This is a genomic window from Acinetobacter legionensis (assembly GCF_048552295.1).
Lineage (GTDB): Bacteria > Pseudomonadota > Gammaproteobacteria > Pseudomonadales > Moraxellaceae > Acinetobacter.
In genome coordinates this window covers 15,851-40,499 of sequence record NZ_JBIMCW010000019.1, presented here as the reverse complement: position 1 = coordinate 40,499, position 24,649 = coordinate 15,851, and the positions used below count along the sequence as shown (strand labels likewise).

At 39.0% G+C, this 24,649-nt stretch carries 26 protein-coding genes and 2 pseudogenes; 12 read left to right on the top strand and 16 right to left on the bottom strand.

Annotated features, from left to right (window positions below; all coding sequences use genetic code 11):
- Nucleotides 1–30 precede the first annotated feature (30 nt).
- From ACG916_RS14870 to gshB, 5 genes are all read right to left on the bottom strand, one after another.
- Complete coding sequence (locus ACG916_RS14870) at nucleotides 31–885, bottom strand: cell division protein FtsQ/DivIB (protein ID WP_303576957.1); 855 nt, start codon at nucleotides 883–885, stop codon at nucleotides 31–33.
- Nucleotides 886–889: 4 nt separating this feature from the next.
- A complete protein-coding gene (locus ACG916_RS14865; protein ID WP_004818390.1) occupies nucleotides 890–1,819 on the bottom strand; it encodes a D-alanine--D-alanine ligase in 930 nt (309 codons plus the stop codon).
- 81 nt (nucleotides 1,820–1,900) lie between these two features.
- On the bottom strand, nucleotides 1,901–3,349 hold the full coding sequence (gene murC / locus ACG916_RS14860) for a UDP-N-acetylmuramate--L-alanine ligase (protein ID WP_004818388.1): 1,449 nt from the start codon (nucleotides 3,347–3,349) through the stop codon (nucleotides 1,901–1,903).
- Nucleotides 3,350–3,362: 13 nt separating this feature from the next.
- Nucleotides 3,363–4,460 (bottom strand): undecaprenyldiphospho-muramoylpentapeptide beta-N-acetylglucosaminyltransferase, encoded by a 1,098-nt coding sequence (gene murG / locus ACG916_RS14855; protein WP_270383102.1) that lies wholly within the window; start codon nucleotides 4,458–4,460, stop codon nucleotides 3,363–3,365.
- 315 nt (nucleotides 4,461–4,775) lie between these two features.
- The gene (gshB, locus tag ACG916_RS14850; protein WP_270383104.1) at nucleotides 4,776–5,711 is read right to left on the bottom strand and encodes a glutathione synthase; all 936 of its coding nucleotides are present in this window, start codon (nucleotides 5,709–5,711) and stop codon (nucleotides 4,776–4,778) included.
- Nucleotides 5,712–5,821: 110 nt separating this feature from the next.
- Here gshB and ACG916_RS14845 point away from each other — a divergent pair, with 110 nt between their 5' ends.
- The 4 genes from ACG916_RS14845 (at nucleotide 5,822) to ACG916_RS14830 (ending at nucleotide 8,008) form a co-directional block, all read left to right on the top strand.
- Nucleotides 5,822–6,010: a DUF3565 domain-containing protein gene (locus ACG916_RS14845; RefSeq protein ID WP_419330318.1), complete on the top strand. Its 189-nt coding sequence runs from the start codon at nucleotides 5,822–5,824 to the stop codon at nucleotides 6,008–6,010.
- A gap of 89 nt (nucleotides 6,011–6,099) precedes the next feature.
- Complete coding sequence (locus ACG916_RS14840) at nucleotides 6,100–6,510, top strand: hypothetical protein (protein WP_051670976.1); 411 nt, start codon at nucleotides 6,100–6,102, stop codon at nucleotides 6,508–6,510.
- A gap of 66 nt (nucleotides 6,511–6,576) precedes the next feature.
- Entirely contained in the window at nucleotides 6,577–7,281 is a 705-nt protein-coding gene (locus tag ACG916_RS14835; RefSeq protein WP_419330304.1) for a class I SAM-dependent methyltransferase, read from the top strand.
- Nucleotides 7,282–7,297: 16 nt separating this feature from the next.
- The gene (locus tag ACG916_RS14830) at nucleotides 7,298–8,008 is read left to right on the top strand and encodes a VanW family protein (RefSeq protein ID WP_419330303.1); all 711 of its coding nucleotides are present in this window, start codon (nucleotides 7,298–7,300) and stop codon (nucleotides 8,006–8,008) included.
- 2 nt (nucleotides 8,009–8,010) lie between these two features.
- On the opposite strand, the gene ACG916_RS14825 is transcribed toward ACG916_RS14830, so the two are convergent.
- Nucleotides 8,011–8,544, bottom strand: coding sequence for a hypothetical protein (locus tag ACG916_RS14825; RefSeq protein ID WP_419330301.1), 534 nt, complete (start codon nucleotides 8,542–8,544; stop codon nucleotides 8,011–8,013).
- 75 nt (nucleotides 8,545–8,619) lie between these two features.
- Entirely contained in the window at nucleotides 8,620–9,270 is a 651-nt protein-coding gene (gene pyrE / locus ACG916_RS14820; RefSeq protein WP_004718641.1) for an orotate phosphoribosyltransferase, read from the bottom strand.
- A 40-nt stretch (nucleotides 9,271–9,310) separates the two neighbouring features.
- Here pyrE and ACG916_RS14815 point away from each other — a divergent pair, with 40 nt between their 5' ends.
- Together ACG916_RS14815 and ACG916_RS14810 are read left to right on the top strand one after the other, a co-directional pair.
- Complete coding sequence (locus ACG916_RS14815; protein WP_004818376.1) at nucleotides 9,311–10,129, top strand: exodeoxyribonuclease III; 819 nt, start codon at nucleotides 9,311–9,313, stop codon at nucleotides 10,127–10,129.
- Between the two features lie 517 nt (nucleotides 10,130–10,646).
- The gene (locus ACG916_RS14810) at nucleotides 10,647–11,003 is read left to right on the top strand and encodes a Spx/MgsR family RNA polymerase-binding regulatory protein (RefSeq protein ID WP_034611235.1); all 357 of its coding nucleotides are present in this window, start codon (nucleotides 10,647–10,649) and stop codon (nucleotides 11,001–11,003) included.
- A gap of 65 nt (nucleotides 11,004–11,068) precedes the next feature.
- On the opposite strand, the gene ACG916_RS14805 is transcribed toward ACG916_RS14810, so the two are convergent.
- Nucleotides 11,069–11,500, bottom strand: a complete 432-nt coding sequence (locus ACG916_RS14805; protein WP_034611232.1) for a DUF2147 domain-containing protein — start codon at nucleotides 11,498–11,500, stop codon at nucleotides 11,069–11,071.
- 153 nt (nucleotides 11,501–11,653) lie between these two features.
- Here ACG916_RS14805 and ACG916_RS14800 point away from each other — a divergent pair, with 153 nt between their 5' ends.
- From ACG916_RS14800 to ACG916_RS14790, 3 genes are all read left to right on the top strand, one after another.
- The gene (locus ACG916_RS14800; protein ID WP_004818371.1) at nucleotides 11,654–12,568 is read left to right on the top strand and encodes an alpha/beta hydrolase; all 915 of its coding nucleotides are present in this window, start codon (nucleotides 11,654–11,656) and stop codon (nucleotides 12,566–12,568) included.
- Nucleotides 12,569–12,900: 332 nt separating this feature from the next.
- A complete protein-coding gene (locus tag ACG916_RS14795; RefSeq protein ID WP_303576965.1) occupies nucleotides 12,901–13,503 on the top strand; it encodes a GGDEF domain-containing protein in 603 nt (200 codons plus the stop codon).
- Nucleotides 13,504–13,687: 184 nt separating this feature from the next.
- Nucleotides 13,688–14,875, top strand: a complete 1,188-nt coding sequence (locus ACG916_RS14790) for a GGDEF domain-containing protein (protein ID WP_419330297.1) — start codon at nucleotides 13,688–13,690, stop codon at nucleotides 14,873–14,875.
- 15 nt (nucleotides 14,876–14,890) lie between these two features.
- Here ACG916_RS14790 and ACG916_RS14785 read toward each other — a convergent pair whose 3' ends face one another.
- From ACG916_RS14785 to ACG916_RS14770, 4 genes are all read right to left on the bottom strand, one after another.
- A complete protein-coding gene (locus tag ACG916_RS14785; RefSeq protein WP_419330295.1) occupies nucleotides 14,891–15,571 on the bottom strand; it encodes a glutathione S-transferase family protein in 681 nt (226 codons plus the stop codon).
- 145 nt (nucleotides 15,572–15,716) lie between these two features.
- Nucleotides 15,717–16,484, bottom strand: coding sequence for a transporter (locus ACG916_RS14780; protein WP_004818363.1), 768 nt, complete (start codon nucleotides 16,482–16,484; stop codon nucleotides 15,717–15,719).
- A gap of 15 nt (nucleotides 16,485–16,499) precedes the next feature.
- Nucleotides 16,500–17,042 carry an ankyrin repeat domain-containing protein gene (locus ACG916_RS14775; RefSeq protein WP_034611217.1) on the bottom strand — a complete coding sequence of 181 codons (543 nt, stop codon included), beginning with the start codon at nucleotides 17,040–17,042 and terminating at the stop codon, nucleotides 16,500–16,502.
- A 195-nt stretch (nucleotides 17,043–17,237) separates the two neighbouring features.
- Nucleotides 17,238–17,591 carry an HPF/RaiA family ribosome-associated protein gene (locus tag ACG916_RS14770; RefSeq protein ID WP_004718651.1) on the bottom strand — a complete coding sequence of 118 codons (354 nt, stop codon included), beginning with the start codon at nucleotides 17,589–17,591 and terminating at the stop codon, nucleotides 17,238–17,240.
- Between the two features lie 503 nt (nucleotides 17,592–18,094).
- Between ACG916_RS14770 and ACG916_RS14765 the strand changes: the two genes are divergently transcribed.
- The 3 genes and pseudogenes from ACG916_RS14765 (at nucleotide 18,095) to ACG916_RS14755 (ending at nucleotide 20,279) form a co-directional block, all read left to right on the top strand.
- Nucleotides 18,095–18,817 (top strand): outer membrane protein OmpK, encoded by a 723-nt coding sequence (locus tag ACG916_RS14765; RefSeq protein WP_239046670.1) that lies wholly within the window; start codon nucleotides 18,095–18,097, stop codon nucleotides 18,815–18,817.
- 113 nt (nucleotides 18,818–18,930) lie between these two features.
- Nucleotides 18,931–19,434, top strand: a complete 504-nt coding sequence (locus tag ACG916_RS14760; RefSeq protein WP_096732573.1) for a GNAT family N-acetyltransferase — start codon at nucleotides 18,931–18,933, stop codon at nucleotides 19,432–19,434.
- A gap of 106 nt (nucleotides 19,435–19,540) precedes the next feature.
- A pseudogene (locus ACG916_RS14755) lies at nucleotides 19,541–20,279 on the top strand (hypothetical protein).
- 62 nt (nucleotides 20,280–20,341) lie between these two features.
- Here ACG916_RS14755 and urtE read toward each other — a convergent pair.
- The 4 genes and pseudogenes from urtE to urtB form a co-directional block, all read right to left on the bottom strand.
- Nucleotides 20,342–21,040 (bottom strand): urea ABC transporter ATP-binding subunit UrtE, encoded by a 699-nt coding sequence (urtE, locus tag ACG916_RS14750; protein ID WP_419330292.1) that lies wholly within the window; start codon nucleotides 21,038–21,040, stop codon nucleotides 20,342–20,344.
- Nucleotides 21,041–21,050: 10 nt separating this feature from the next.
- On the bottom strand, nucleotides 21,051–21,887 hold the full coding sequence (gene urtD / locus ACG916_RS14745) for an urea ABC transporter ATP-binding protein UrtD (RefSeq protein WP_410004151.1): 837 nt from the start codon (nucleotides 21,885–21,887) through the stop codon (nucleotides 21,051–21,053).
- Nucleotides 21,887–22,957, bottom strand: coding sequence for an urea ABC transporter permease subunit UrtC (gene urtC / locus ACG916_RS14740; RefSeq protein WP_419330290.1), 1,071 nt, complete (start codon nucleotides 22,955–22,957; stop codon nucleotides 21,887–21,889). The genes urtD and urtC overlap by 1 nt, the downstream gene beginning before the upstream one ends.
- 4 nt (nucleotides 22,958–22,961) lie before the next feature.
- Nucleotides 22,962–24,476, bottom strand: a pseudogene (gene urtB, locus ACG916_RS14735) (urea ABC transporter permease subunit UrtB); the annotation flags it as partial.
- Nucleotides 24,477–24,649: the final 173 nt, after the last annotated feature.

Here is a 24,649-nt window from a genome sequence, read left to right as displayed (position 1 = left end):
TGGCTATATGCCTCTTTTTCAAGCCACGTATTATGGCTTTGCAACCATCCCACCTGCAACGCTTATGTCATTACTGGTTACAACAAATTGACCATTCACAATTTTTGGTGAAATAGAATTTCTCCATTGAATTGCCAAACCATTTCGGTAGCGCAAATCAATGGCGGAAATATTCGACCAAGTAGGTTTCAAATCAGTTTGTGCCAAGTGACTTAAACGTTGTAGCTTACTCATGGTTTGATCTTGATCTACGATAACCCGTAGTCCCGAATCAAACTGCATAAACCAAGTCATACGTTCAGTGAGATAAAGCTCTTTTAAACGTAAGTTGACTGGGTGAAATAATTGATTAATTTCATTATAGCGACGCATCATCACTTTGGATTGGCTGAGCGGCCCATGAAGCAATGGCAAGTTTGAATAATTCTTCGCCACCGCTTCTGTATAGACATCTCCAGCATCACTCAGTAATCGCCCGGTTCCCCAACGTGCGATTGCATGACGCGGCATAATCCGCACACGAATACCATTTGGCCATGCCCGTGAAACCACAACACGATCCACCCATGATACTTCTAGTGCTTTATCTCGAATCTGTTCTAAATCCGAGGTGAAATAATTATTTTTAACAACAGGCGCCAAATGTTGTGTAATCGCTTGTGACTCTACCGGTGAGGTGGTACCTACCACTTGAAGTGTGGCCACCCGAGCATCGGTAATCACTTTATACAGACCATAGATTCCTGCAAATAGCACAGCAATAGCAATGACCATAAGCAACCAGCTTCCCACGTTGAGAAGCTTTTCCTGACGTGTTGGCGGCTTATCGTGTATTGATGTAATTGCCGCACGTTTGCGACGCATCGAAGCAGGAAGTTGAGCCATAAACTTAGTGTGCTTGTTCCGTGAGCGTTTGCGCTAAAATCGCAACACACAATTCATCAAAGCTATAACCTACAGCTTTTGCGGCTTTAGGTACAAGCGAGTGACTGGTCATGCCAGGCACTGTATTCACTTCTAACAACCAGAAATGACCTTGTTCATCTAACATCGCATCAATCCGTCCCCAACCACTGGCACCGACTGCTTGGAAAGCACGTAAACACAATTCTTGTAAGTTCTTTTCTTCTGACTCGCTTAAACCACATGGAATACCATATTCCACGTCATTACGGTTATATTTTGCTTCATAGTCATAGAATGCAACATCAGCAGGTGGTTGCAAACGAATCACGGGTAATGGCAAACCATTGAGGAAAGAAATGGTATATTCACGCCCCGTGATCCATTTTTCAGCCATCACCACAGCATCATGTACTGTGGCCTTTTCAATTGCAGCAGCAAGGTCTTCAGCTTTTTCAACCTTGCTCATACCAACACTAGAACCTTCATGTACAGGCTTAATGATTAATGGTAAGCCAAGGCTTTCAATCACTTCAGTTAAATCAGAATCTTTGGAAATAATACGATACGGTGCAGTCGGTAAATCTGAACCTTGCCAGATTTGTTTGGTTTTAACTTTGTCCATCCCAATCGCTGAACCCTGAACCCCTGTACCTGTATACGGTACATTCATCCATTCTAACGCGCCTTGGATTTGACCATCTTCACCACCACGACCATGCAATACAATAAATGCGCGATCATAGCCCACAAGTTCCGTCACGCTACGTTCTTGAGGATCGAAGCCTTCCGCATTCACACCCGAACGTAATAATGCTTCTAAAACAGCTTTACCACTATCTAATGACACCTCACGCTCAGCAGATTTCCCACCAAGCAACACCGCTACTTTGCCGAATTTAGAAGCATTTGACACGTTTAAATCCTTAAACTTATAAGTTAGTCAATTTAATTTCGAGGCTTTATTCAAATCCAAATTTAAACAAAGCCAAATCAATTATTTTAAATACAGTTGGTTTTGAGCCAATTCTACAGAAATTGCTCCCACGTTACCCGCACCTTGTGTTAATAACAAGTCATTCGCTTGTAACACTTTTTGTATCGCGTTCTGCAAATTGCCTTCCACTGGGTCAATCAAGATCGGCTCAACTTCACCACGCAGGCGAATACTCCGAGCTAATGAACGACTATCTGCACCAACAATCGGTTTCTCACCTGCAGGATATACTTCTAACAACAACAATTGATCGACTTGTGACAACACATCTACAAAATCATCAAAACAGTCACGAGTACGACTATAACGGTGTGGCTGGAACATCATCACCAAACGACGATCTGGATGGCTGGCACGTGCAGCTTTAATGGTTGCTTCAACTTCTTTCGGATGATGCCCATAATCATCTACAAGTTTTACTGTACCTTCATCCAATTCAAACTCACCTTGAACTTGGAAACGACGACCTACACCACTAAAGCTTTCTAAGGCACGTGCAATCGCAGCATCAGATACACCTTCATCCGTTGCAATACCAATCGCAGCCAGTGCGTTTAGAATATTATGCAAACCAGGAAGATTAATGGTTAAACGTAATGGCTCACGACCTTTACGTAATACGGTAAAGCTTGACTGCATACCGACTTGTTCAACATCAATTGCTCGAATGTCATTGTCTTCATTAAAACCATAGGTCAATACTGGACGACCAATACGTGGCATGATTTCACGAATATTGGCATCATCACCACACACTACAGCCAAGCCATAGAACGGCATTTTCTGTAAGAATTTGATAAAGGTGTCTTTAAGTACATCAAAACTACCGCCATAGGTATCCATATGATCTGCATCAATATTGGTAACAATGGCCGCCATAGGTTCTAGATGTAAAAATGATGCATCTGATTCGTCTGCTTCTGCGACAATGAAACGACTAGCACCCAACGCAGCATTAACACCGGTACGGTTTAACAGACCACCGATCACATAAGTTGGATCCATGTTTTCTTCTGCCAACATGCAGGTCACTAAACTGGTTGTGGTGGTTTTACCATGGGTTCCTGCAACCGCGATACCATGACGATAACGCATCAATTCACCCAACATTTCTGCACGGCGCACTACGGGTATACGATTTTCAATTGCTGCTTTTACTTCTAAATTTTCAGGATCAATTGCAGTAGAAACAACCAGTACATTTGCACCTTTGATATTGTCTGCCGTATGTCCAATAAAAACTTTAATACCGTTTTCTTCAAGTTGAACTGTTGTTTTTGATGCCTTAATGTCAGAACCAGAAACCTTATAGCCTTGGTTTTTCAATACTTCTGCAATACCACACATCCCAGCACCACCGATACCCACAAAATGGATATGTTTAATACGGCGCATCTCTGGAATTTTAATTAGGTTTTTTGCTTTATCAGCAGGGCTTGTTGGAGACATAATCAACTCTAACTTACAAATCTTGAATTAAACCAACCACACGTTGTGTTGCATCTGGTTGAGCTTGTTGACGAGCTTTTACCGCCATTTCCATCAATAATTGGCGGTTCATCAACGGTGTTAGTAAATCCTTTAACGAATCTGGAGTCATGCTCTGTTGCGGACAGATTTTCGCCGCACCTGTTTTCTCCAAAAATCGTGCATTGGCAGTTTGGTGATCATCCACCGCACTTGGTAATGGCACAAATACAGCCGCCACACCAGCAGTCGCCACTTCAGTGACTGTTAGTGCACCTGCACGACAAATAATTAAATCTGCGTTGCTATAGGCCAGTGCCATATCTTCAATAAATTGCTGAACCTCAACCTGTATATTTGCAGGCGCATCCGCATATAAAGCCTGTGTGGTCTCTTGCTTATTTTGCCCACACTGATGAAATACTTTTAATGGAACATCAAATTGTTTTAAGGCTTGAGGTACACATTCATTCAGGGCTTGTGCACCCAAAGAACCACCAACAATTAAAATATGTAAGGGTTCAGCCGCATTTTCGCGTTCTTTATAACGAAAAGAAGGATTATAAATTGCGGTAATTTCTGACCGTACAGGATTACCTGTCGTCACAATTTTTTCACTTTTCGGAAAAGTATCTGGAAATGCTTCGCAGACTTTTTTAGCAATTCTTGAAAGCTGGGTATTGGTAAAGCCTGCCACTGCATTTTGTTCGTGAATAATCACAGGAATACCCAACAGACGTGCAGCCAAACCACCCGGACCCGCAACATAACCGCCAAAACCAGCCACTGCATCGACATTGAGCTGTTTCATATAGCGCATTGCGCTCAAGGTTGCTTTTAAAATTTTAAACGGTGCAACCAATTTACGTACAATACCGTTGCCACGTACACCTTGAATGTCAATGTGATAGATTGGAATATCATGTTGTTTTAAAAGTCTATTTTCCATACCTGTCGGAGTCGCCAACCAAGACACTTGGCTGCCTTGTTGTTGCAATTCTTTTGCAACTGCCAGTGCAGGGAATACATGTCCACCTGTACCTGCCGCCATCATCATGATGTGTTTCGGTGTGCTTTGCTGGGGTTCGGTCACGGTCTAATTCTTCAATGCAAAAATAAATATTTAACGAATATCTTAAACAATCAATTGTAATCACAATCCGCTATGGGGAAAAGTTTATTTACTTTTTTTCACCAAGCCTTTCATTGTTTTTTTCTACTGATTTGAAAGTTTAAACTACTTTTATCATTAATCCGTTAAAAAAAGTGGAATTAAACGTTATTTTTTTATATTTCTCGATGATTTATCATTTTTATAGTCAATCGACAGCAAAAAAATAGAGCCGCGAACGACTCTAATTTTTTAGTTGAGATTTAGAATGCAGTATCCCAGCTTAAATTAAACTGACTAGCCGGCTTCTAGTACATTAAACAAATCATCTGCAATTGAAGTACCAAATTGATCATCAATTTCACGAATACAGGTTGGACTGGTGACATTGATTTCAGTGACATAATTTCCAATCACATCTAATCCGACAAAAACCAAGCCTTTGGCTTTTAAGAATGGCCCAACTTTGGCGGCGATGGCTTTGTCATTTTCAGTCAATGGACGAGCTTCACCCAAACCACCTGCTGCCAAATTCCCACGCACCTCACCATTTTGAGGAATACGAGCCAAGCAATAAGGTACAGGCTCACCATTAATCATCAAAATACGTTTATCACCATCCACAATTTCAGGGATATAACGTTGTGCCATAATCGGTTGTGTGCCATTTTCAGTTAAAATTTCGATGGTTGAACCAATATTGACCCCATCTTGATATAAGCGGAAGATCCCCATTCCACCCATACCATCCAGTGGCTTAACAATAACGTCACCATGTTCTTTTAAGAATTCACGAATCAAGCTTTGTTGTGAGGTCACTAAAGTGGGTACTTGTAGATCTGGAAATTGGGTCGCAAACAATTTTTCATTACAGTCACGCAAACTTTGTGGTTTGTTAATAATCCACGCCCCTTCACGCTCTGCCTGTTCCAAAATATAAGTGGTATAAACAAAATTCATGTCAAAAGGCGGATCTTTACGCATCAACACCACATCATACGTTGCAAGCGACTCTTTGGCTTTTTCACCTAACTCATAGTAGTGATCGTAATCTTCAAAAACCTGAAGCGGTGAAATCAAACCAAAGGCTTTGCCTTGGTCAATATATAAATCTTGTTGTAATGCATAGCCTAACTCATGCCCTCGACGTGCAGCCGCCCATAACATTGCCATTGTTGAGTCTTTTTTCAGGTTTACACTTTCGATGGGATCCATCACAACAAGTACGCGCATATTGATGCTCTTATAAAATTTTGGATTGAATGCAGTATAGCGGAGAATCTGGTGTACTTTTTCGAAATTTCGCTAAACTCTTAGCAATTATTGTGAATATGATGATCGAAATGCAACAAGCCATTGTGGGATTTCATTTGGATGAGGAGCAACATTATGTTGCTGAACTTGCGTGTGGGCATCAACAACATGTACGTCATCTTCCGCCTTGGCAGAATCGTCCGTGGGTGTTGACAGAACAAGGACGGCAGGAAAAAATAGGCATGCTGTTAGAGTGTAAGGCTTGTGAAATAACCTAGAAATAAGCCTTCAAATAAAATAATATTCGGAGTAGGATTGACTCTAAATCAATATTTTCGACGAATAAAACAATAGTGGGATATATAACATGTTGAAAAAAAATATTTATATTGCGTGTTCTATTTTATTTATTACATCAAATACATTTGCGCAAAAAAATGATTTATTACAAGGTTATTGGGCGATGTTGCCTTTGAACAATGGAATTGCCAATGTCGCTTATTTAGATGGCAAAGACACCGCTACCTTATATCCTTTTGAGTGTGACTTTAAAAATAAAACCGTCAGCTCGCCAGAACCACCTGAGGTTTCAAAATACAAAATTAAAAATAACAGCCTCTATTTGCTTTACCCAGATGAAGCAGCAAACCAAACGCTCGTCATCAAAGCATTAAAAAAAGATCAGTTGGTATTAGAACAGACCTTTCTTGAAAATTATGCCTTAACCTATACCTATCAAAAAGTAGAAGGTATAAAAAATTTATGCCCTACCGCATAGATCTAACATCAGCCCAGTAAGTACAAGCACATCAATGGCAAAACAGATAATTAATGCGTGATCACTATGCTAGATCAAAACGACTCATCAGAGATTAAAAATTACTATAACAAACTTGCGCACGACTACGATAACAACCGTTTTAACAACAGTTATGGGCAATATTTAGATCAACAAGAGCGTGCTTTTCTCAAGCGTATTCTCAGTAAAACAGCACCTACACATTGTATGGATATCGGTTGTGGTACAGGTCGTTTACTCGATTATGCCGATTATGGTGTAGATTTCAGCCCTGAAATGCTGAAAGTTGCTAGAGAAAAATATCCACATAAAATTTTTCTTGAAGGCTCTCTGACTGAAATTCCAATCGAAAATCATCAGCTTGAGGTGATTTATAGCTTTCATGTGATCATGCATCAAGACCATGCAACCACACAACAATTTCTAAATCAGGCACAGCAAAAATTAAAACCCAATGGCAAGCTTATTTTTGATTTCCCCTCCGCCAAACGTCGACAAGCTGTAAAGCATCAACAACAAAGCTGGCATGCTGCTCATCAAATGACATTGGCAGAGATTGAAAAGCTGCTTGGCACTCAATGGAAGCTGGTTGAAAGTCAGGGCTTTTTATTTTTCCCTATCCATCGTATTCCAACGATTTTACGCCCACTGTTTAGAAGCTTAGACAACTTGATGTGCCGTTCATTTTTAAAAGAATATGCATCATACTTGGTTGTCGTTTTAGAAAAACAACCGTCAGTAAACAATTAGAATAAGCAGGTGGAATATGCGGCAATATTTACCCAAATCATGGAAACTGCTTTATCAGTTATTACGCAGGTATTGTCGTGAACACCTTTTCTCGAAGCTAAAGTTTGCCTTAAAACATCAAGCACTGTGGCAAGCAGACCAGCAAATTTCAACCCAACAAAGCATCAAGATAAATCATTATTTTGAAAATAAAACCCATAACATTGATCTTGCGATTGAAGCCTTAAACGGTTTGGTCATTGAGCCAAATCAAATCTTTTCATTTTGGTATTTGGTAACAGCCCCGACGTTAAACAATGGCTATAAAACAGGACGTAATCTGGTCAATGGAAAAATTTCAGAAGATCTGGGTGGTGGGATCTGTCAAATTTCTTGTTTGCTCTATATCAATGCGTTAAAAGCGGGTTTAACCATCATAGAACGACATTCACATTCGATTGATATTTACCAAGAATATGAACGCATTACCCCCTTAGGCAGTGATGCAACTGTGGTGTATGGCTATAAGGACTTACAGTTTCAAAATTGTTTAGATCAGGCACTACAGATTCAAATTTTCAGACAACATGACCAACTGGTCGCCACCTTGGTCGCTCAACAGCATTTAAAGGAATATACTCTCAAATTTATTGTTGAAGATTCTAAAACCCATCGAATTGTCCGCACCTTGCAAGATCAAAAACAGATTGAGCAAAGTATCTACTTGCTCAATTCACCTGCTGATTAAGCTTATTTTTCTTGAAATTGTTGTTGGCTATTTTCTATCAGGTATTGATGTGCAGTCCGTGGATCACGCGGTAAGGCCAGTTTGACACGACAGCCCAACTCGATATCATCTTTTTCAAACACAATGATTTCAACATCCAGCTCTATTGGACGACCAATTTCAAAATCGGTTTGATCTAAACTTTCTCCCAATAAGTCTGCATATTTCTTTTCTAAGTGGCCAATAGTTAAATCTTGAATCATGACTTTAATTGAGTATTTTTGTCTCGAACATTCAGGTTCACGTTGAATACGTGATTTCTTGATATAACTGTTCTCAGATGCTCTTAACATCAATTCATTGATTAATTTTTTCTGGGCGTGCACGTTGATATTTAAAACCAGCTCAAACTGTTCTAAACCATGCCATTGAAATGGATATTGCCGAAAAAACATATCCCGCTCAAATTGGTAACGTTGCCAACGTCGTTGGTCGATATGTTTGACCAACATAATGCCAAGTACAGCAACCACGACGATTATCAATAGAATGAACATTAAAAATGGCACCTAATCCTTTATAGTCCATAAAAATAAGGAGCTTATGCTCCTTATCTTATCCTTTTTTTTAACTTATATACCATATTTCACACGGTAAGCTTCCATTTTTGCTAAAGCATCTTGCTCACCTTTGGCATCAAGATAATCCATTAAGTCTTTCATGCTAATTAAAGCATGCACTGGAATCTCAAGTTCTTGTTGAACTTCTTGGATGGCAGACAATTGACCTTGCCCTTTTTCTTGACGATCTAGCGCAACCAATACGCCTGCAATTGTCGCACCTGCATTTTTAAGAATTGTGACAACTTCACGAATTGCGGTACCCGCTGTAATCACATCATCAATAATCCAGACTTTTTTGCCTTCTACTGAAGCACCGACCAATACACCGCCTTCACCATGGTCTTTGGCTTCTTTACGGTTAAAGCCCCAAGGCACACTGACACCATGTACTTGTGACAAAGCCACAGCTGTTGCGGCAACAAAAGGAATTCCTTTGTATGCTGGTCCAAAGATCACTTCAACGTTGTTACATTGTGTTAATTTATCTGCATAACCTTGAGCTAAAAGCGATAATGCTTCACCATCGTTGAGTAAACCTGCATTAAAAAAATAAGGGCTCACACGGCCTGATTTTAAAGTAAACTCACCAAATTTAAGCACACCACGTGATAATGCGAGTTCGATAAAAGCTTGCGGGTTAAACTGAGCTGGCGTTGACATGAGGTGCTCCAAAATTCATACATTGAGGTTATGACTGCGCATGATACCAAAGAGTAGCTATCCAAGTGATCAAAAAATTTTAAGAGTTGTCTCAATTAACGTAAATGGCTTACGTTCATCCGTCACTAAAGGCCTACTTGAATGGATGGAAAAGTCAGATGCAGACGTGATCTGTATCCAAGAAAGCCGTATTACGCATGAACAGTGGACCGATAAATTTAAACCCGAAGGTTGGTTTACCCATCTGTTCCCTGCGGAAAAATCAGGCTATGCAGGTACAGCGATTTACAGTCGCTTGCCGTTTAAATCGATCCAGAATGGTTTGGGTTTTGAACTTGCCGATAGCCAAGGTCGTTTTATTAGCGCGGAATTTGATGTCGGTTTAGCCAAACCTGTGCACATCTGCTCGCTGTATTTACCTTCAGGCTCATCAGGTGATGAAGCACAAGCCCGTAAAGATCACTTCTTAGAAGAATATCGAAAAATTTTAAAACAATGGCGTGATGAAGATAAATCAATCATTGTATGTGGCGATTACAACATCGTGCATAAACGAATCGATATTAAAAACTGGTCAGGTAACCAAAAATCGTCAGGTTGCTTACCGCATGAACGTGCTTGGTTAGATCATATTTATGATGAACTGGGCTATGTCGATACATTTCGTGAAGTCCGTAAAGAAGCAGAACTGTATTCTTGGTGGTCCAATCGTGGACAAGCGCGTGCGAAAAATGTCGGTTGGCGAATTGATTATCAAGCATGCTCACCTGACTGGAAAGATCGCACAGTCAATGCTTGGGTCTATAAAGATGAATGGTATAGCGACCATGCCCCTGTGATTATTGATTATCAAATTTAAACAGTCCTATACTCAATTTTTAAATAAAAATTGAGTATTTTTGTGAACAAGTGTTCACTGATTACAGGGTAATAACTTACAAATTTTGTCGTGTTATCTTATATTTTCTTCATATCAACAAGCGCATTATACACGCACGGCACAGGGACATTGTCAGGATGACAGCAAAAGGATAGGACGCCGTAGGAAGAAAAGGAAATAAGTATTTTGAATATTTATTTTTCAAGGATGTGACATTGGACGTTGTAATGAGACCCGCATAATCAGGATGATTAGATGCGGGTTTTCTCTTTTTTTAATTTCAATTTTCTTTAGTTTCAATTTTTTTATTTTTTAGATTCAAATCATTTAATCAGCCAGTCTACTGCTCGCTTCAATAAAATATTAAGCGCAAATTGTTAAATTCTGATGACAGCAATCACGCCTTTTAAAATATTTTATCTATTCTTATACTGTACATATTGGCAATTTTGCTACTCTTTCTGTCAAATCAAACAATTGAATATTAGGTTAAGACATGTTGAAAATTTATGGAATCAAAAATTGTAACTCCATGAAAAAAGCTTTTGATTTACTGACTGAACTTGGCTTGAGTTATGAATTTCATGATTATAAAAAACAAGGCATAGATGCAGAGACGGTTAAACAATGGCTCGATCATATTGGGCAAGATCTTGTACTCAATAAAAAAGGTACAACGTGGAAAAAGCTCAGTGAACAAGAACAACAACTAGCTTTGTCGAGTGAACAAGCACTGATTCAAGCCCTTACCACACACACCAGTTTAATCAAGCGCCCTGTGATTGATCAAAATGGCCAGTATGTAATTGGTTTTGATGAAGATAAAATTAAAGCTTTAAAACTTACAGCATAAAAATCATCGAGCAACAAAAAGCCTGATCAATAGATCAGGCTTTTTGTTGTGGTGAATCAATCTGCTTAGTTTGCACGCACCCAAGTTTGGTTGCGACCTAAAGCAGAAATACCCATATAACCACGTAACTTTAACTGGTTACCAGCAAGTTCACCTTTAAGCTTATAGGTCTTGCCATTTTTAGGATCTAGAATCGTACCATTGTCATAGTTTTTACCACCAACATTTTTTAGGCCATTGACAATCGTCACACCTTTCAATGATTTATTGTGGTAAGCACCTTCACATTTGGTACAAGAGTTTTCTTCACCTGGCGTTAAAATACTTTGAATCGTTGCCGTCAATGTTCCATTTTTTTGTTCAGTGAATTTCACAATTGCTTTGGGCTGTTTCGTTGTGTCATCAATTGTTTTCCAAACTGTTCCATTGAGTGGATCCGCAGCATTTGCAAGAACTGTTGCTGATAATAAGCCTAATGCAAGTACAATTTTTTTCATTGTTTTGTTTTCCCTAGTCTAATTGACACTTTATAGTATCAAAAATTTACGTCGAATTAGCAATTCTTGAATGTGACTATATAGTGTACCCTTGTAACAAATGTTGATAAATCAACAAAAATAAAGTCAAAAGTTTAACAATATGGAAGGAACATGAAGATTAACTCAGCTCTGAAACAATATCTTACAGAATCTATTCTTAAATCTAGCTTCAAATTTCCAAGTCGTTTCAATCTTCCTCCTGCAACTGCACGTTTTGGAATAGAACAACTTGCGCGTGTTTTCCCACAACGTAAAGATGTACAGATTCGCTCTTTACGCATTGCGGGGATTCGGGCAGAAGAAATTAAACCGCAAGCGCATGCGACTCAAATGATTTTTCATATTCATGGTGGAGCGTTTTTTGTCGGTTCAATCAAAACCCATCGCGCGTTTTTATCTGAAGTTGCTGCACGTACGCAAATGCAAGTTTTACATGTAGATTATCCGCTCGCACCTGAAAGCAAATTTCCTGAAGCAGGTGATGCGATTTATGATATTTATCAGCAACTTTTAGATCAAGGTGTGCAAGCGAAAGACATTATTGTTTCTGGTGATTCCTGTGGTGCAAATCTGGCTTTGGCACTCGCTCTACGCATCAAACAAGAAAATAAACAACAACTCCCAAGTGCCTTAATTCTGATGTCACCTTTCTTAGACCTGACTTTAACAGGTGAATCTCTACGCTATAATCAGAAGCATGATGCTTTACTGTCAATCGAAGCGCTTGAATCTGGTATTGATTTTTACGTACCGAAAAACATGGATCGTTCTTTACCGCCACTTTCGCCTATATTCGGAGATTTTGCAGGGCTGCCACCGACTTTAGTTCAAATTGGCTCTAAAGAGATTCTGTTGTCAGATGCGCAACGTTTCGAAGAAAAAGCCAAAGCTGCAGGCGTGCAAGTCAATTACAAGCTGTATACGGGAATGTGGCATAATTTCCAAATGTTTAGCCCGTGGTTTGATGAAGCAAAACAATCTTTAGCAGATATTGCTGAATTCGCTCATAAAATTGATAAAGATTAATCCCAATATTGACCAAATGGTGAACAACAAGCGCTTTAAAAGCCAAACTGTTGTTCACCTTTAAAAATAAAATCATCCATTTAAACAAAATGAGCATTCACTAGAATAATAATTATACAATTCATTGAAACTATATTGCTTGTCAGATTTATTTTTAGGGGATTTTCCTAGTCCGAATAGACTCTTAACCTATACTACAAAGTTAATCACACTTTTTAAAATTATGTATATATCCTTCAAGTATTTACTTCAACTTTAGTTTGAGTTTAAGCCAATAAGTTGCTACATTCTAAGTATCAACAATAAAAATCCAAGTGTGGATGGATTAGATTATGCGTAATAAAATTTATTCAGAAAAACGACGTAAAATTCATTCCTTATTCAATCAAGTATTGAAACATTCTTTTATTGCCAAATTAATCCATAAAAACCAACTCAGTAATGATCTGGAAATCGACCCACATACAGGTATTTATAATCAGTTTGCAATTAATACCTATTTAAAAGAGTTACATCCTCAGACTGAATCAAATTTTGGTATCGTTTTACTCAGTGTGGATAACTGGTGTGAAATCAAGAATAAATACACTCTAAAAATCGCACATAAGGCTTTAGCCGCAATCGCCCAAGAGTTATTACAAAATATCCGTGAAACAGATCTTGTTGGTCGTTATAGCGAATCTGAATTTATTTTAATTCTCAGTGATGTTACTCAAGATCAAGCTCATCATATCGCAGATCGTCTATCACTTTTAATGAATCATTATGATTTAAAGATCAATAACAAAGTCATTCCACTTCAAACAAGTTGTGGTGCATCTGTTTCTAAACATGACAGCATGAGTAATGCGGTATTACAGCAAGCAGACCAAGCGTTATATATTGCGAAAACCAATCGCAAAGCTTGTTATACGGGTACAGGTGTTTTATCTTAAAACAGCTATATATTTAAAAATTAATTACACCACTATTTATTTTATATTAATAATAAAATATTCTTTTATTAACAAATAAATGATAACAATTCTTTGTTTTAATAAATTTTAATCACTATAATTTAAAAAATTATTAATCAGTACTTAATGAATAGCAAACTGAAAAAACCTGGAATAATTATGAATGAAGGTATCGAATATAGGACTTAATCATTACTGGCAAAAGCTGAAACAACAATTAGATTCAAATATCATTATGAATTGGAGCAGTTTACATAAATGTATCTTGATTCTGTTCCTGACTATTGCCCTTCATTTATCATGGATTGCGTGGAAAGTTTTTATTTTATTCAATCCAGAAACTTGGCAATGGGTCAATATCTCCTTGATTCGTTCACAACTTATGGTCAATGCTGGCTCCACCCTACTGCTTTTTTTCCTGATCGCATTTTGTTATTTCTTTCAGAATAAAAAATGGGCAAATACCATCCTCCCCCATATCGTCATCAGTATTTTTATTATCTTAATGCTTGCTGATGGCTTTCTTGTCGGTATCTATAGTCCAGCCACTGTTTTTGCATTCGTGTGTATTTCTGGTGTGGGTTTAATCTTATTCAATAGAAAAATTATTTATCTGCAAATTAGTACCGCCCTGCTGTTCTATATTGCAATGATGTTCTGTACCTATTGGCGCATCATTCCGTACGCTCCAATTTTTAATGAACATCTGTTGGAAAACAATCGGCATGACAATACCTTCTGGGTAGGAACGATGTTGTATTTTATTGTCCCTATTTTAATTGTATGTTTGATTTTATGTGAAATTTTGCTGTCTCAGTGGCGCTATAGAGAATCATTAATTAAAAAACTCAGTGAAACGGATCCACTGACCAATTTATATAATCGTCGTTTTTTTAATGAAAAGCTTGATGATATCCAAAATAAGCAAACCCACTACGCCATTATCTTGATTGATATTGATCATTTCAAAGAAATCAATGATTTATATGGGCATCATTTTGGTGATGAAGCATTGTGTCAAGTTGCCAAATTATTATCATCTCACATTCGTCAGTCAGATATTGTGGCTCGTTACGGCGGTGAAGAATTTATTATTGCCTTGCCTGAAACTTCTTTAAACATTGCTCAAGCACTTGCTGAACGCTGCCGATTGGCGATTCAAAACCAAGTGCTTGAATCACTTGATCATCATTATGTTCAGCTGACCGCCAGTTTTGGTATTGCCACCTCGAATGACGATGACAATATCAGTAAAATTATTCATCTCGCAGACAAAGCGCTATATCGGGCCAAACAATCCGGGCGCAATCAAGTCCAGCTCTATCATACTCAAATCAATGAAATAGCTTAAGCGGTATTCACTAGATTAAACTTGGCTACGATATTGCTCTTCACACGCTACAAATCGAAATTCTGCATGGGCTTCTGCTATCCATTGTTGTACAGCAGGGACCGCTAATATCTTGTCGATATAACGCTGACTGCTCGCTGATACGGCAATGCCATAACTGATGAAACGCATCACAACTGGCGCATAAAAAGCATCGACAATCGTAAATTCATCAGCACATAAAAAACTGTCAGGATGTGGTCGCTCCGACCATAATTGTTCAATCCGTTTTACATCGTGCTGTAGTTTTAAATTTTCCTGCCAAAGCTGTGCCCCAATATGCTTTAAATCAGCATCTAAATTCATATCACAACAACTACGCAAAGCCATAAAACTACTGTGCATTTCAGCGGACATCGATCTTGCGCGTGCACGTTGTTTTACATCTTGAGGCCACAAGTGTTTTTCAGGAAACTTTTCTGCCAGATATTCACAAATCGCCAAAGAATCCCAAATTAAAAAGCCATCGTCCACTAAGGCTGGGACTTTGCCAGTTGGGTTTATTTTTAAAATACTTTGTTTAAATTGGCTATCGACATCAAAGTGATCGAAAGCAATAAGATGCTCTGTAAATGGAATGTTGAAATGCTGAATTACTAACCAAGGTCGCATCGACCATGTCGAATAATTTTTATCACCAATAAACAGTTCGAACATTCTAATACTCCTGTATTTATTGCTTATTTTGAACTCAGCATACACAAGATAAGACTGTTCTAAAAGCATTTCAAAAAATGCTCGCTTTTAAAACAAATCAAGGAGTAGATCAACTACTCCTTGATGATGTATCAGACTGAATTGATTAGAATAAGAATGCCACACCTAAACCAGCTTTATAACTACGGTCTCGCCCTTCCAAATCTACACCAACACTTCCATCAAGTTGGGTACGTTCATTGACTGCATAGATCAAACCAGAGCCTAGACCATACTTATAGTCTTGGCTTTCTGTTTTTGAATAAACAAACTCAGAGAACCCTGAAAGATTACCTGCAATTTTATAACCAACAGTAGGTACAGCGGTCACTGACCAATGCCCATCTTGCACAGCATAGTTCATGGTGATTCCAGTATTGACCAAATCGTTATACTGATAAGCTAATGATGTGCCGATGCTATAAATATCATCTTCTTCACTAAAACCATCATTGCCCGTTGCAATCAAGGCTTGAGCCAAAATCGCCATAGATAATTTATCATCTTTTAAGTCGATGGCTTTTTTAATCCCAATAGAAACATCACCTAAGCCAGAGTCATCCTCTTTCATGCCTTTGTATTTGGTTTGTGTCCAAGCTGGACCCTGCCAGCCTAACTGTAATTCCATACTTGAGGTTAAACCAGTACGGAGCAGCATATCGCCATTGAGGGTTACAGTTTTTGCTTTTGCGCCATCTACTTTAGTTTCTGTATAGGTCGCACTTGGAAGACCTTGCTCCCAAGCCAATTGACCCACTGGCGTGATTCCTGTTCCAAAACCTGTTCCAGGACGATCAAAAGAAAATTCTGCTGCCATTGCGCTTATACTTAGACTCGAAGCAAGGGCTAATGTGATTCTATTTAAAATTGCCATATCAAGACTCAAAATTTACGATAATTCTTTGGACATTTTCGCACCGCGACTACGTAGTAACTCTAAAGATTCTTTCTCTTCAGGTAAAGCCTGAGACCAATCTATTTGATCAAATTCACAATCAAAGAACAAATCACTGATCGAAGATAAAATGGTTTTACCTTCTTCATCTTTGGTATTCGGATCAACCTTATGATCTAAAAGCTTGTCAATTGCAGGTACACAGGCTGCGCTTGCAGCATCCCACAATGGACCATAGCATTCTTCAGCATCCCACAAATAAAAATTTGCTTTGGCATTTATTAGAGCATCCAAGATATCTAAATGTGGTTGTAAATCTTGCGCTTTTTGTTCTGCTGTTAAAGGATCACCTGCTTCATAAGCATCACAAATTTTTTCCCACCATTTAAACAATCCATCTGACCAAATTGAAACAGCTGGCCCTTTTTCAGGCTCCATAAAGTTAGGATCAAATCCATCTGCAAGCAAACGTTTGACTTGAGCAAGGTCTAAATCTTCTAAAGCCTGTATAAAGACTTGTTGTTGTGCTGATAACATGTTGATCTGACTATTCTATTCCTATACAGCATTATGACGAATATTTTTAAAATAGCTTTGAAAAATTTTAATCGTGTCGCTTTTATTTTATAAATGGCATTTATTGTTCATTTATGACAAAGAAGACAATCCATAACTCTTTTAGAACAATAAAATTGAAGACCATAAAAAAGCCCCGAAGGGCTTTTTATCAGATCATGCTTCATCTGCATCAGCAAGTTCTAGTTTTCCACCACGTGGATTTTCAATTTTCTCTAATACGTGCTCTAGGCTACGCTTTACGCGATCTATCGCACCGTGTAATGAAAGATCAATGTTTTTCGCTCGATGTTTTACCACGACTGGCTTCAAACCCGCTGCTTTGACCTCAATCATACACTGGATATCATCCGCCCCACCTTTGTCACCGTTCTCATCACTGATATGAACTGAAAACTGGGTAATACGTTCGCTATGACGTTGGAATTCTTGATTTAGCTCATCGCGTACGTAAGTAATTAAACGATCACTATTTCTAATATTTTTATCTGTACGGATTTCTATATTCATAAAAAACATCCTCTTTCTAATCAAAAAACGAGTGCAAAACTTATATTTACGGCACACTTTGCGCCTGCTGTATAAGACAGCTTTTCACCTACAATAAATTGGAACCGTAACTCCTCTATTGCAAAGATGAACACTTTTAACGATCTGCAGATAGGTGTTCTTATACATTCAATATCAGGCCATATTGGAAAATATGCAAGTAGATTTTTAACTTTTTTATGAAAAGAATATGAAAAATGACATCTTGTTACGTTACTTTATAATTAAATGATTTAATTGATTTTTTAATGGCTAATTCCAACTAAAAACATCAACTATGTTTAATTCTTAAGCTTTTAATGGATATAAATTTTAAATCTTTGCTTTAAATATGCGACTCACGTTTTAAAACATTTCACCTCTTGATGTTTACATATTTATTTTCATTCCATCTAATTTTCGCTTTATTTTTATTTAAGAATCTGTATTCTTGAAGCGCTTTTCTTGGGGGAAAGGAAGAATTCATGAAACTTACACAAATTGCGGCTATCTGCGCAATCGCTTCAACTGCAACTTTGGCTCAAGCTGCGCCTGTTTGGCAAGATTTTAGTATTACTGGTCTTTATGGTGAAAACTATGAATTAACACCAGATGAGAAACAATCTACCATCACTTTTGAGTATGCTGCAAAACTTAAATACGGTGATTTCTTTGCTTTTGCTGACCGTACCAACAGTGATGGTCAGTCGGATACTTATTTTGAGGTTTCTCCACGTCTTAGCTTAGGTGCTGTTTCTGGGAAAAAACTTGAATTAGGCCCAATTAAAGACGTATTAATCGCGACCACTTGGGAAGGTGGTAAAGACATGAACAACTACCTATACGGTGTTGGTGTTGATTTAGCCATTCCTTATTTTCAATATGCGCAATTAAATTTCTACCGTGCCAATAATGAAATCCAAGAAGATGACTATCAATTGACATTTACTTATGGAATTCCATTTAAAATTGCATCTGAAGAATTCCTTGTAGATGGTTTCCTTGATTGGTCAACTGCAGAAAAAGATCAAGTTTCTCACTCAAGCGAGTTGAACTGGACGACACAATGGAAATGGAATGCGGGTAAACACATTTCTCCAGATACGCGTCTATATCTTGGTGTTGAACACTCTGTATGGCACAACAAATATGGTGTTCCAGGCAAAGATGAAAATAATGTCAGTGCTTTAATCAAGTATCATTTCTAAGACTAAGCTAAATCAATTGATCAAAAAGCAAAACTTCGGTTTTGCTTTTTTTATTGCCCTTAAAAATAATTCTTTTTAGAATACCCCTATCAATTTTCCATTGACCTGTATCCATGAATTTTCAGATCCGCCCTGCTCAAGCTTCTGACCTAACTGAGATTATGCGTATTTATAATCATGAAATTGCAACAGGTTTAGCAACATGGAACAGCCAATTAAAGACTTTCGCAGATTACCAGCAGTGGTTTCTAGAATTACAACAACAGCAATTTCCACTTTTTGTTGCTGAAGAAACAGCGACTCATGCCATTGCAGGCTATGCTGATTATGCAAGCTTTAGAGCAATCAACGGTTATCTATATACCGTTGAGCACTCTGTTTATATCGACCCAGAATTTACTCGACAAGGGCTCGGCAAACGCTTAATGCTGAAATTGATTGAACATGCTCAACAGCACAATATCCACGTTATGGTTGCTGCAATTGACCACGAAAATACTGGTTCGATTTATCTCCACCAACAACTCGGATTTAAACAAACAGGTTACATGCCACAAGTCGGACAAAAATTTGGGAAGTGGCGTGATTTGGTGTTGATGCAATTAAATTTTGATTAAAATAGAGCAGTATTTATACAGCATCCGTCGTAAAAATTTTTTGTCGCTTTTTCAAAATCTGTTGTATAACCATAAACAATATTGCTGAACTTCAGAGCGAATATCGATGAATAAAATGATAATCAGTCTATTGGCACCATTTGCATTGATACTTAATACAGCAAGCCATGCTGCTGACTACGATGAACAAAATATAAAACAGGGTTGTGCCAAACTCAGTCAATATCGTAAATTGGGACAAAAATTTTACGACCAGAGAAACTATAAAAAAGCGCTTGATCAGTTTCAAAGACAAGCATCTTGGAGTGCTTTTTGTCAGTCTGTGGGTGAAGAAGACACTGGCATTCGGGTTTCAGATAATGACCGATATTGCCAATAATAATGTGGGTTTAACGTATAGCAAACTCAATCAACCCTTATGGGCAAGAGCGTGGTTTCAAATTAAACCCACAAAAACCAGTCAATTTAATTTAAAAAAGTTAGTAACACCAAAACCAAACAATGACTTAACAGGAGAATATGCCAGTTATGCAGGTTTTGGCGAATGGAACAATATCACCATTAAAAAACGTGATCAGAAATATCTCATTCAATTCACTGGTCTATGGATGGGTGCTCGAAGCCTAATTTATGGTCCAAATATTGGCGAGTTTGAAACAGAAATGCCTCTTCATGCCAAGAAAGCAAGCTATCGTTTTGAAAATTGTCAAATTGACATCAATTTCACTTATAACTCCTCTTTAGGCAATTTTATTAAAGTGAAAGAATTAAATGAACAAGCCGATTGTGGCTTTGGTATGAATGTTTCATCAACGGGCTATTATCAGAAAGTTGAGCCTCAATAATATAGGGTTTCACCACACCTCCCTTGACTCAGGGAGGTGAACAAAATGTTTTTACGATTCTGTTATATCGCCACTAAATCACGAATCCCCTTTTCAGGCATTTCTTCACCGATGCCTTGTGCTACCACTTGACCACGCGCCATGACGGTATAGTTATCTGCCAATTCCTCAGCAAAATCATAAAATTGCTCGACCAATACAATCGCCATTTCGCCACCATCAGCCAATTTGCGAATCACTCGACCAATATCTTTGATAATCGAAGGCTGAATTCCTTCGGTCGGCTCATCTAAAATCAAAACTTTCGGTTCGGAAGCTAAAGCACGTGCAATGGCTAATTGCTGTTGCTGACCACCCGATAAATCACCGCCACGGCGATGTTTCATTTCATCTAAGACAGGAAAAATTTCATATAAGAGCTCAGGAACTTTACGGGTTTTTGCGCCTGAAAACTTCGCCATGCCGATCAAAATATTTTCCTCTACAGTCAGGGTTGAGAAAATATCTCGCCCTTGAGGAACATAGGCCAAACCCGCGCGTACACGCTGTTCAGGGCTCATTTTAGCAATGTCTTTGCCATCCAATAAAATTTGCCCAGACTTAATCGGTAAAATTCCCATCAAACATTTTAATAAGGTGGTTTTACCCACACCATTCCGTCCTAAAACCACAGAACACTCACCAATCGGCGCAGCTAAAGTCACATCACGGAGAATGTGACTGCCCCCATAAAATTGATTGACGTCTTTTATTTCTAGCATGTTGCTCCCCTTAACGTCCTAAATACTTTTCAATCACATCTTCATTGGCTTGTACTTCCGCCAAGGTTCCTTCTGCAAGAATGGCTCCTTGTGCCAGAACCGTAACTTTCTCACTGATGGTGTCGATAAAGCTCATATCATGCTCGACCACAACTAAGGTATGATTCTTTTTTAATTCCAAACATAACTCTGCTGTGCGTTCAGTTTCAGCATCGGTCATTCCCGCTACGGGCTCATCCAACAAAATCAGTTTAGGTCGTTGCATCAACAGCATGCCAATTTCTAGCCACTGCTTTTGTCCATGTGATAACAATCCCGCAGGCTTTTGAATAAACTCTTGTAAACGAATCTGTTGCAAAGACTCATCCAAAGCCAACTGTGCATCGGAACTTAACTTGCTAAAAAAACTTTTTTTCACGGTTTTGTCTTTTGGCGCAGCAAGGAGCAGATTTTCCATCACGGTAAAATTTTCAAATACAGTTGGTTTCTGAAACTTACGACCAATACCCGCTTCTGCAATTTGCTCTGTACTCATTTTGGCAAGATCATAGTTTTGACCAAAAAAAGCAGAACCTTCGGTAGGACGTGTTTTACCGGTGATGACATCCATCAATGTGGTTTTTCCCGCACCATTTGGCCCAATAATGCAGCGCAACTCCCCTTCTTCAATGTAAAGAGACAAATCATTTAAAGCGCGGAAAGAATCAAACCATACACTGACTTTCTCTAAATAAAGCGCAATACCATGACTGAAATCAGCACCTTCAGCTTTAGGACGACCATAACCCTCACCGATTTGACCACCATGCTGCGAATTTAAGCCCAAATCTGACAATAGCTCTGACATTAGTGATCCTCCTTTTTAAAACGCTCAAGCAATCCAATCACCCCTTTAGGGAGGAAGATGGTTACAACGATAAATAATGCACCAAGGATCAATAACCATATTTCAGGATATGCAACGGTAAAATAGGTTTTAACTCCATTGATCAGACCTGCACCTAGAATTGGGCCAATCAATGTGCCCCGACCACCTGCTGCAACCCAAACCGCCATTTCAATCGAATTCACAGGATTCATTTCGCTTGGATTAATGATGCCTGCTTGTGGGACATACAATGCACCTGCAATTCCGGCAATCACCGCTGAAAGGACCCATGCCGACAGTTTGTACCACAGGGTACGATAGCCTAAATATTGCAACCGGTTTTCGCTATCACGGATTGCCCCCAACACTCGACCATAAGGCTTATTCATTAAACTACGTAAGCCGATAAAGCTGAGTAACAACACTAAGGCCGTAAGGAAACACAATGTTGCTCGCATAGAAGCAGAGGTAATATCCATCCCAAGAATGGTTTTAAATCCAGTAAAGCCATTGTTCCCGCCAAAACCTGTTTCATTGCGGAAGAACAACAGTGCTGCAGCAAAAGTCATGGCTTGGGTGATAATCGAAAAGTACACACCTTTAATTTTAGAACGGAAGGCAAAGAATCCAATGATAAAGGCTATCACGCCTGGTACTAAAATCACCAAAGCCAAAGCCCATAAGAAATGCTGGGTTCCGACCCAATACCAAGGCAGCTCAGTCCAACTCAGAAAGCGCATAAAGTCAGGTAATTGCTCGCCTGCTGACTCTCGCATCAGGTACATACCAAAAGCATAACCACCCAAAGCAAAATATAATCCATGCCCTAAGCTCAGGATGCCGGCATAACCCCAGACCAGATCCAAAGCCAGTGCAACCAAGGCGAGACACATGATTTTGCCAATCAAAGTCACCCAGTATGCTGAGAGGTGTAAAGCGGAATCTTGTGGCAACACATGAAACCACGGCAAAATCAGCATCACAGCGAAACATACAGCTATGGCGATTGCACTATAGGGTTTATCTGAAAGTAATGATGTGATTTTCATAGGCTTACTCCACAAAACGACCTTTGATAGCGAATAAACCTTGTGGGCGTTTTTGAATAAACAGAATCACAAGAACCAAGAGAATAATTTTGGCGAGCACTGCGCCCATACCAATTTCGAGAATTGTTCCACTCACACCTAAACCTAATGCGGCAAGCACAGCCCCCCAAACTTGACCAACACCACCCACTACAACCACAAGGAAAGCATCAATAATATAGTTTTGTCCTAAGTCAGGTCCGACATTGCCAACTTGTGCCAAGGCACAGCCTGCCAGCCCTGCAAGTCCTGAACCCAGTCCAAAGGCCATCATATCGATTCGTGCAGAGCGAATACCGACAGCACGTGCCATCTGACGGTTTTGCGTGACTGCACGGACGAATAGACCAAATCGGGTTTTATTGAGCAGGTAAACCAGCAAAAGTAATACAGTGATGGTGAAGACGATGATCGCGATACGGTTATACGGCAGCATCAAACTAGGTGTAAGCGAAATCCCGCCTGAAAGCCATGAAATATTTGATACTTCCACATTCTGCGCACCAAAAATCATCCGGACCAATTGCATCAAAATAAGGCTGACACCAAAGGTCGCCAACAAGGTTTCTAACTGACGGCCATACAACGGGCGAATCACGGTTCGTTCTATCAACATGCCAATCAAAGCACTGACTAAAAACGCTGCTGGAATTGCTGCAATCAGGTACCAATCGACATAAGCACCCAAATGGGTTTTAAAGAAACTTTGCACCACATAAGTGGTATAAGCACCGATCATGATCAACTCGCCATGTGCCATATTGATCACACCGAGTAAGCCATAAGTAATCGCCAGTCCTAATGCTGCGAGCAATAAAATACTTGCGGTACTGAGGCCTGAAAAAACATGTCCTGTCCATTCACTGGCTTGAATGCGGGTTTTAATACTACTTTGCGCACTGACCAATGCAGCCTTTAATTCTGGATTTAAGTTTGGCTGTGTTAGCGCTTGTTCGATGATCGCCAAAACATCAGGACGACTAGAATCTTTTAGGGTTTTAACCGCTTGAATTTTGGTGAGCGTATCTGGACTATTAAAATCAATTCGTGCTTTTAACTGGGCTAAACGTGCCTTCACTTTATTATTTTTTTCATTGAGATAAAGTTGGTTGATGACCTTAATATCCAGTTCATCTAAATTATTCTCCAAGATATCAATCGCAGCCAATCGCTGTGATGCGTCTGTGGACTGTAACTTGATCTTCGCCTGACCAAAGCTCAAGGCTTTATGCAAAGTGTTGACCAGCGTCACTTGATTTAAATCACCTGGCCAATCAGTAATTGCCTGTTCATCTGGATAACTGAACAGTTTATCGCCAGCTTTCATGATGTAGGTATTGCCCGAACTGTCGGTATAAAGCTCGTCGTTTTCGACATAGGCCACCAGCTTATCAAGCTCGTCTATACTTGCTGGCCATTGATTCAGCATCGCTCGACGCTTTGCAAAATCTGCACGTACAAATTTTTGAATGGCATCATCATGACTTGCCGTTGGCTGAGCGGATGACGATTGCGCGCTATGCACAGATTCAGCAAAAATCTGTTGAATAAGAAATAATTGAGAGATCGTAAAAAAAAGTGCTGCAAGTTTCAGTCTAAGTGACATGTGCAACTCCCCCTATTTTTGTTTAAATACAATGACCTTTAAAGTTG

What these genes read in the sequence shown, in the direction of transcription:
- ACG916_RS14800 (WP_004818371.1), top strand. Translation starts at nt 11,654, where the DNA reads ATGAAGATTAACTCAGCTCTGAAACAATATCTTACAGAATCTATTCTT.
- ACG916_RS14835 (WP_419330304.1), top strand. Translation starts at nt 6,577, where the DNA reads ATGCTAGATCAAAACGACTCATCAGAGATTAAAAATTACTATAACAAA.
- ACG916_RS14760 (WP_096732573.1), top strand. Translation starts at nt 18,931, where the DNA reads ATGAATTTTCAGATCCGCCCTGCTCAAGCTTCTGACCTAACTGAGATT.
- ACG916_RS14805 (WP_034611232.1), bottom strand. Translation starts at nt 11,500, where the DNA reads ATGAAAAAAATTGTACTTGCATTAGGCTTATTATCAGCAACAGTTCTT.
- pyrE (WP_004718641.1), bottom strand. Translation starts at nt 9,270, where the DNA reads ATGTCAACGCCAGCTCAGTTTAACCCGCAAGCTTTTATCGAACTCGCA.
- ACG916_RS14780 (WP_004818363.1), bottom strand. Translation starts at nt 16,484, where the DNA reads ATGGCAATTTTAAATAGAATCACATTAGCCCTTGCTTCGAGTCTAAGT.
- ACG916_RS14815 (WP_004818376.1), top strand. Translation starts at nt 9,311, where the DNA reads ATGATACCAAAGAGTAGCTATCCAAGTGATCAAAAAATTTTAAGAGTT.
- gshB (WP_270383104.1), bottom strand. Translation starts at nt 5,711, where the DNA reads ATGCGCGTACTTGTTGTGATGGATCCCATCGAAAGTGTAAACCTGAAA.
- ACG916_RS14765 (WP_239046670.1), top strand. Translation starts at nt 18,095, where the DNA reads ATGAAACTTACACAAATTGCGGCTATCTGCGCAATCGCTTCAACTGCA.
- ACG916_RS14845 (WP_419330318.1), top strand. Translation starts at nt 5,822, where the DNA reads ATGCAACAAGCCATTGTGGGATTTCATTTGGATGAGGAGCAACATTAT.
- ACG916_RS14795 (WP_303576965.1), top strand. Translation starts at nt 12,901, where the DNA reads ATGCGTAATAAAATTTATTCAGAAAAACGACGTAAAATTCATTCCTTA.
- ACG916_RS14840 (WP_051670976.1), top strand. Translation starts at nt 6,100, where the DNA reads ATGTTGAAAAAAAATATTTATATTGCGTGTTCTATTTTATTTATTACA.
- ACG916_RS14830 (WP_419330303.1), top strand. Translation starts at nt 7,298, where the DNA reads ATGCGGCAATATTTACCCAAATCATGGAAACTGCTTTATCAGTTATTA.
- urtE (WP_419330292.1), bottom strand. Translation starts at nt 21,040, where the DNA reads ATGCTAGAAATAAAAGACGTCAATCAATTTTATGGGGGCAGTCACATT.
- ACG916_RS14870 (WP_303576957.1), bottom strand. Translation starts at nt 885, where the DNA reads ATGGCTCAACTTCCTGCTTCGATGCGTCGCAAACGTGCGGCAATTACA.
- ACG916_RS14810 (WP_034611235.1), top strand. Translation starts at nt 10,647, where the DNA reads ATGTTGAAAATTTATGGAATCAAAAATTGTAACTCCATGAAAAAAGCT.
- ACG916_RS14825 (WP_419330301.1), bottom strand. Translation starts at nt 8,544, where the DNA reads ATGTTCATTCTATTGATAATCGTCGTGGTTGCTGTACTTGGCATTATG.
- urtD (WP_410004151.1), bottom strand. Translation starts at nt 21,887, where the DNA reads ATGTCAGAGCTATTGTCAGATTTGGGCTTAAATTCGCAGCATGGTGGT.
- ACG916_RS14785 (WP_419330295.1), bottom strand. Translation starts at nt 15,571, where the DNA reads ATGTTCGAACTGTTTATTGGTGATAAAAATTATTCGACATGGTCGATG.
- ACG916_RS14790 (WP_419330297.1), top strand. Translation starts at nt 13,688, where the DNA reads ATGAAGGTATCGAATATAGGACTTAATCATTACTGGCAAAAGCTGAAA.
- urtC (WP_419330290.1), bottom strand. Translation starts at nt 22,957, where the DNA reads ATGAAAATCACATCATTACTTTCAGATAAACCCTATAGTGCAATCGCC.
- murC (WP_004818388.1), bottom strand. Translation starts at nt 3,349, where the DNA reads ATGTCTCCAACAAGCCCTGCTGATAAAGCAAAAAACCTAATTAAAATT.
- ACG916_RS14770 (WP_004718651.1), bottom strand. Translation starts at nt 17,591, where the DNA reads ATGAATATAGAAATCCGTACAGATAAAAATATTAGAAATAGTGATCGT.
- ACG916_RS14775 (WP_034611217.1), bottom strand. Translation starts at nt 17,042, where the DNA reads ATGTTATCAGCACAACAACAAGTCTTTATACAGGCTTTAGAAGATTTA.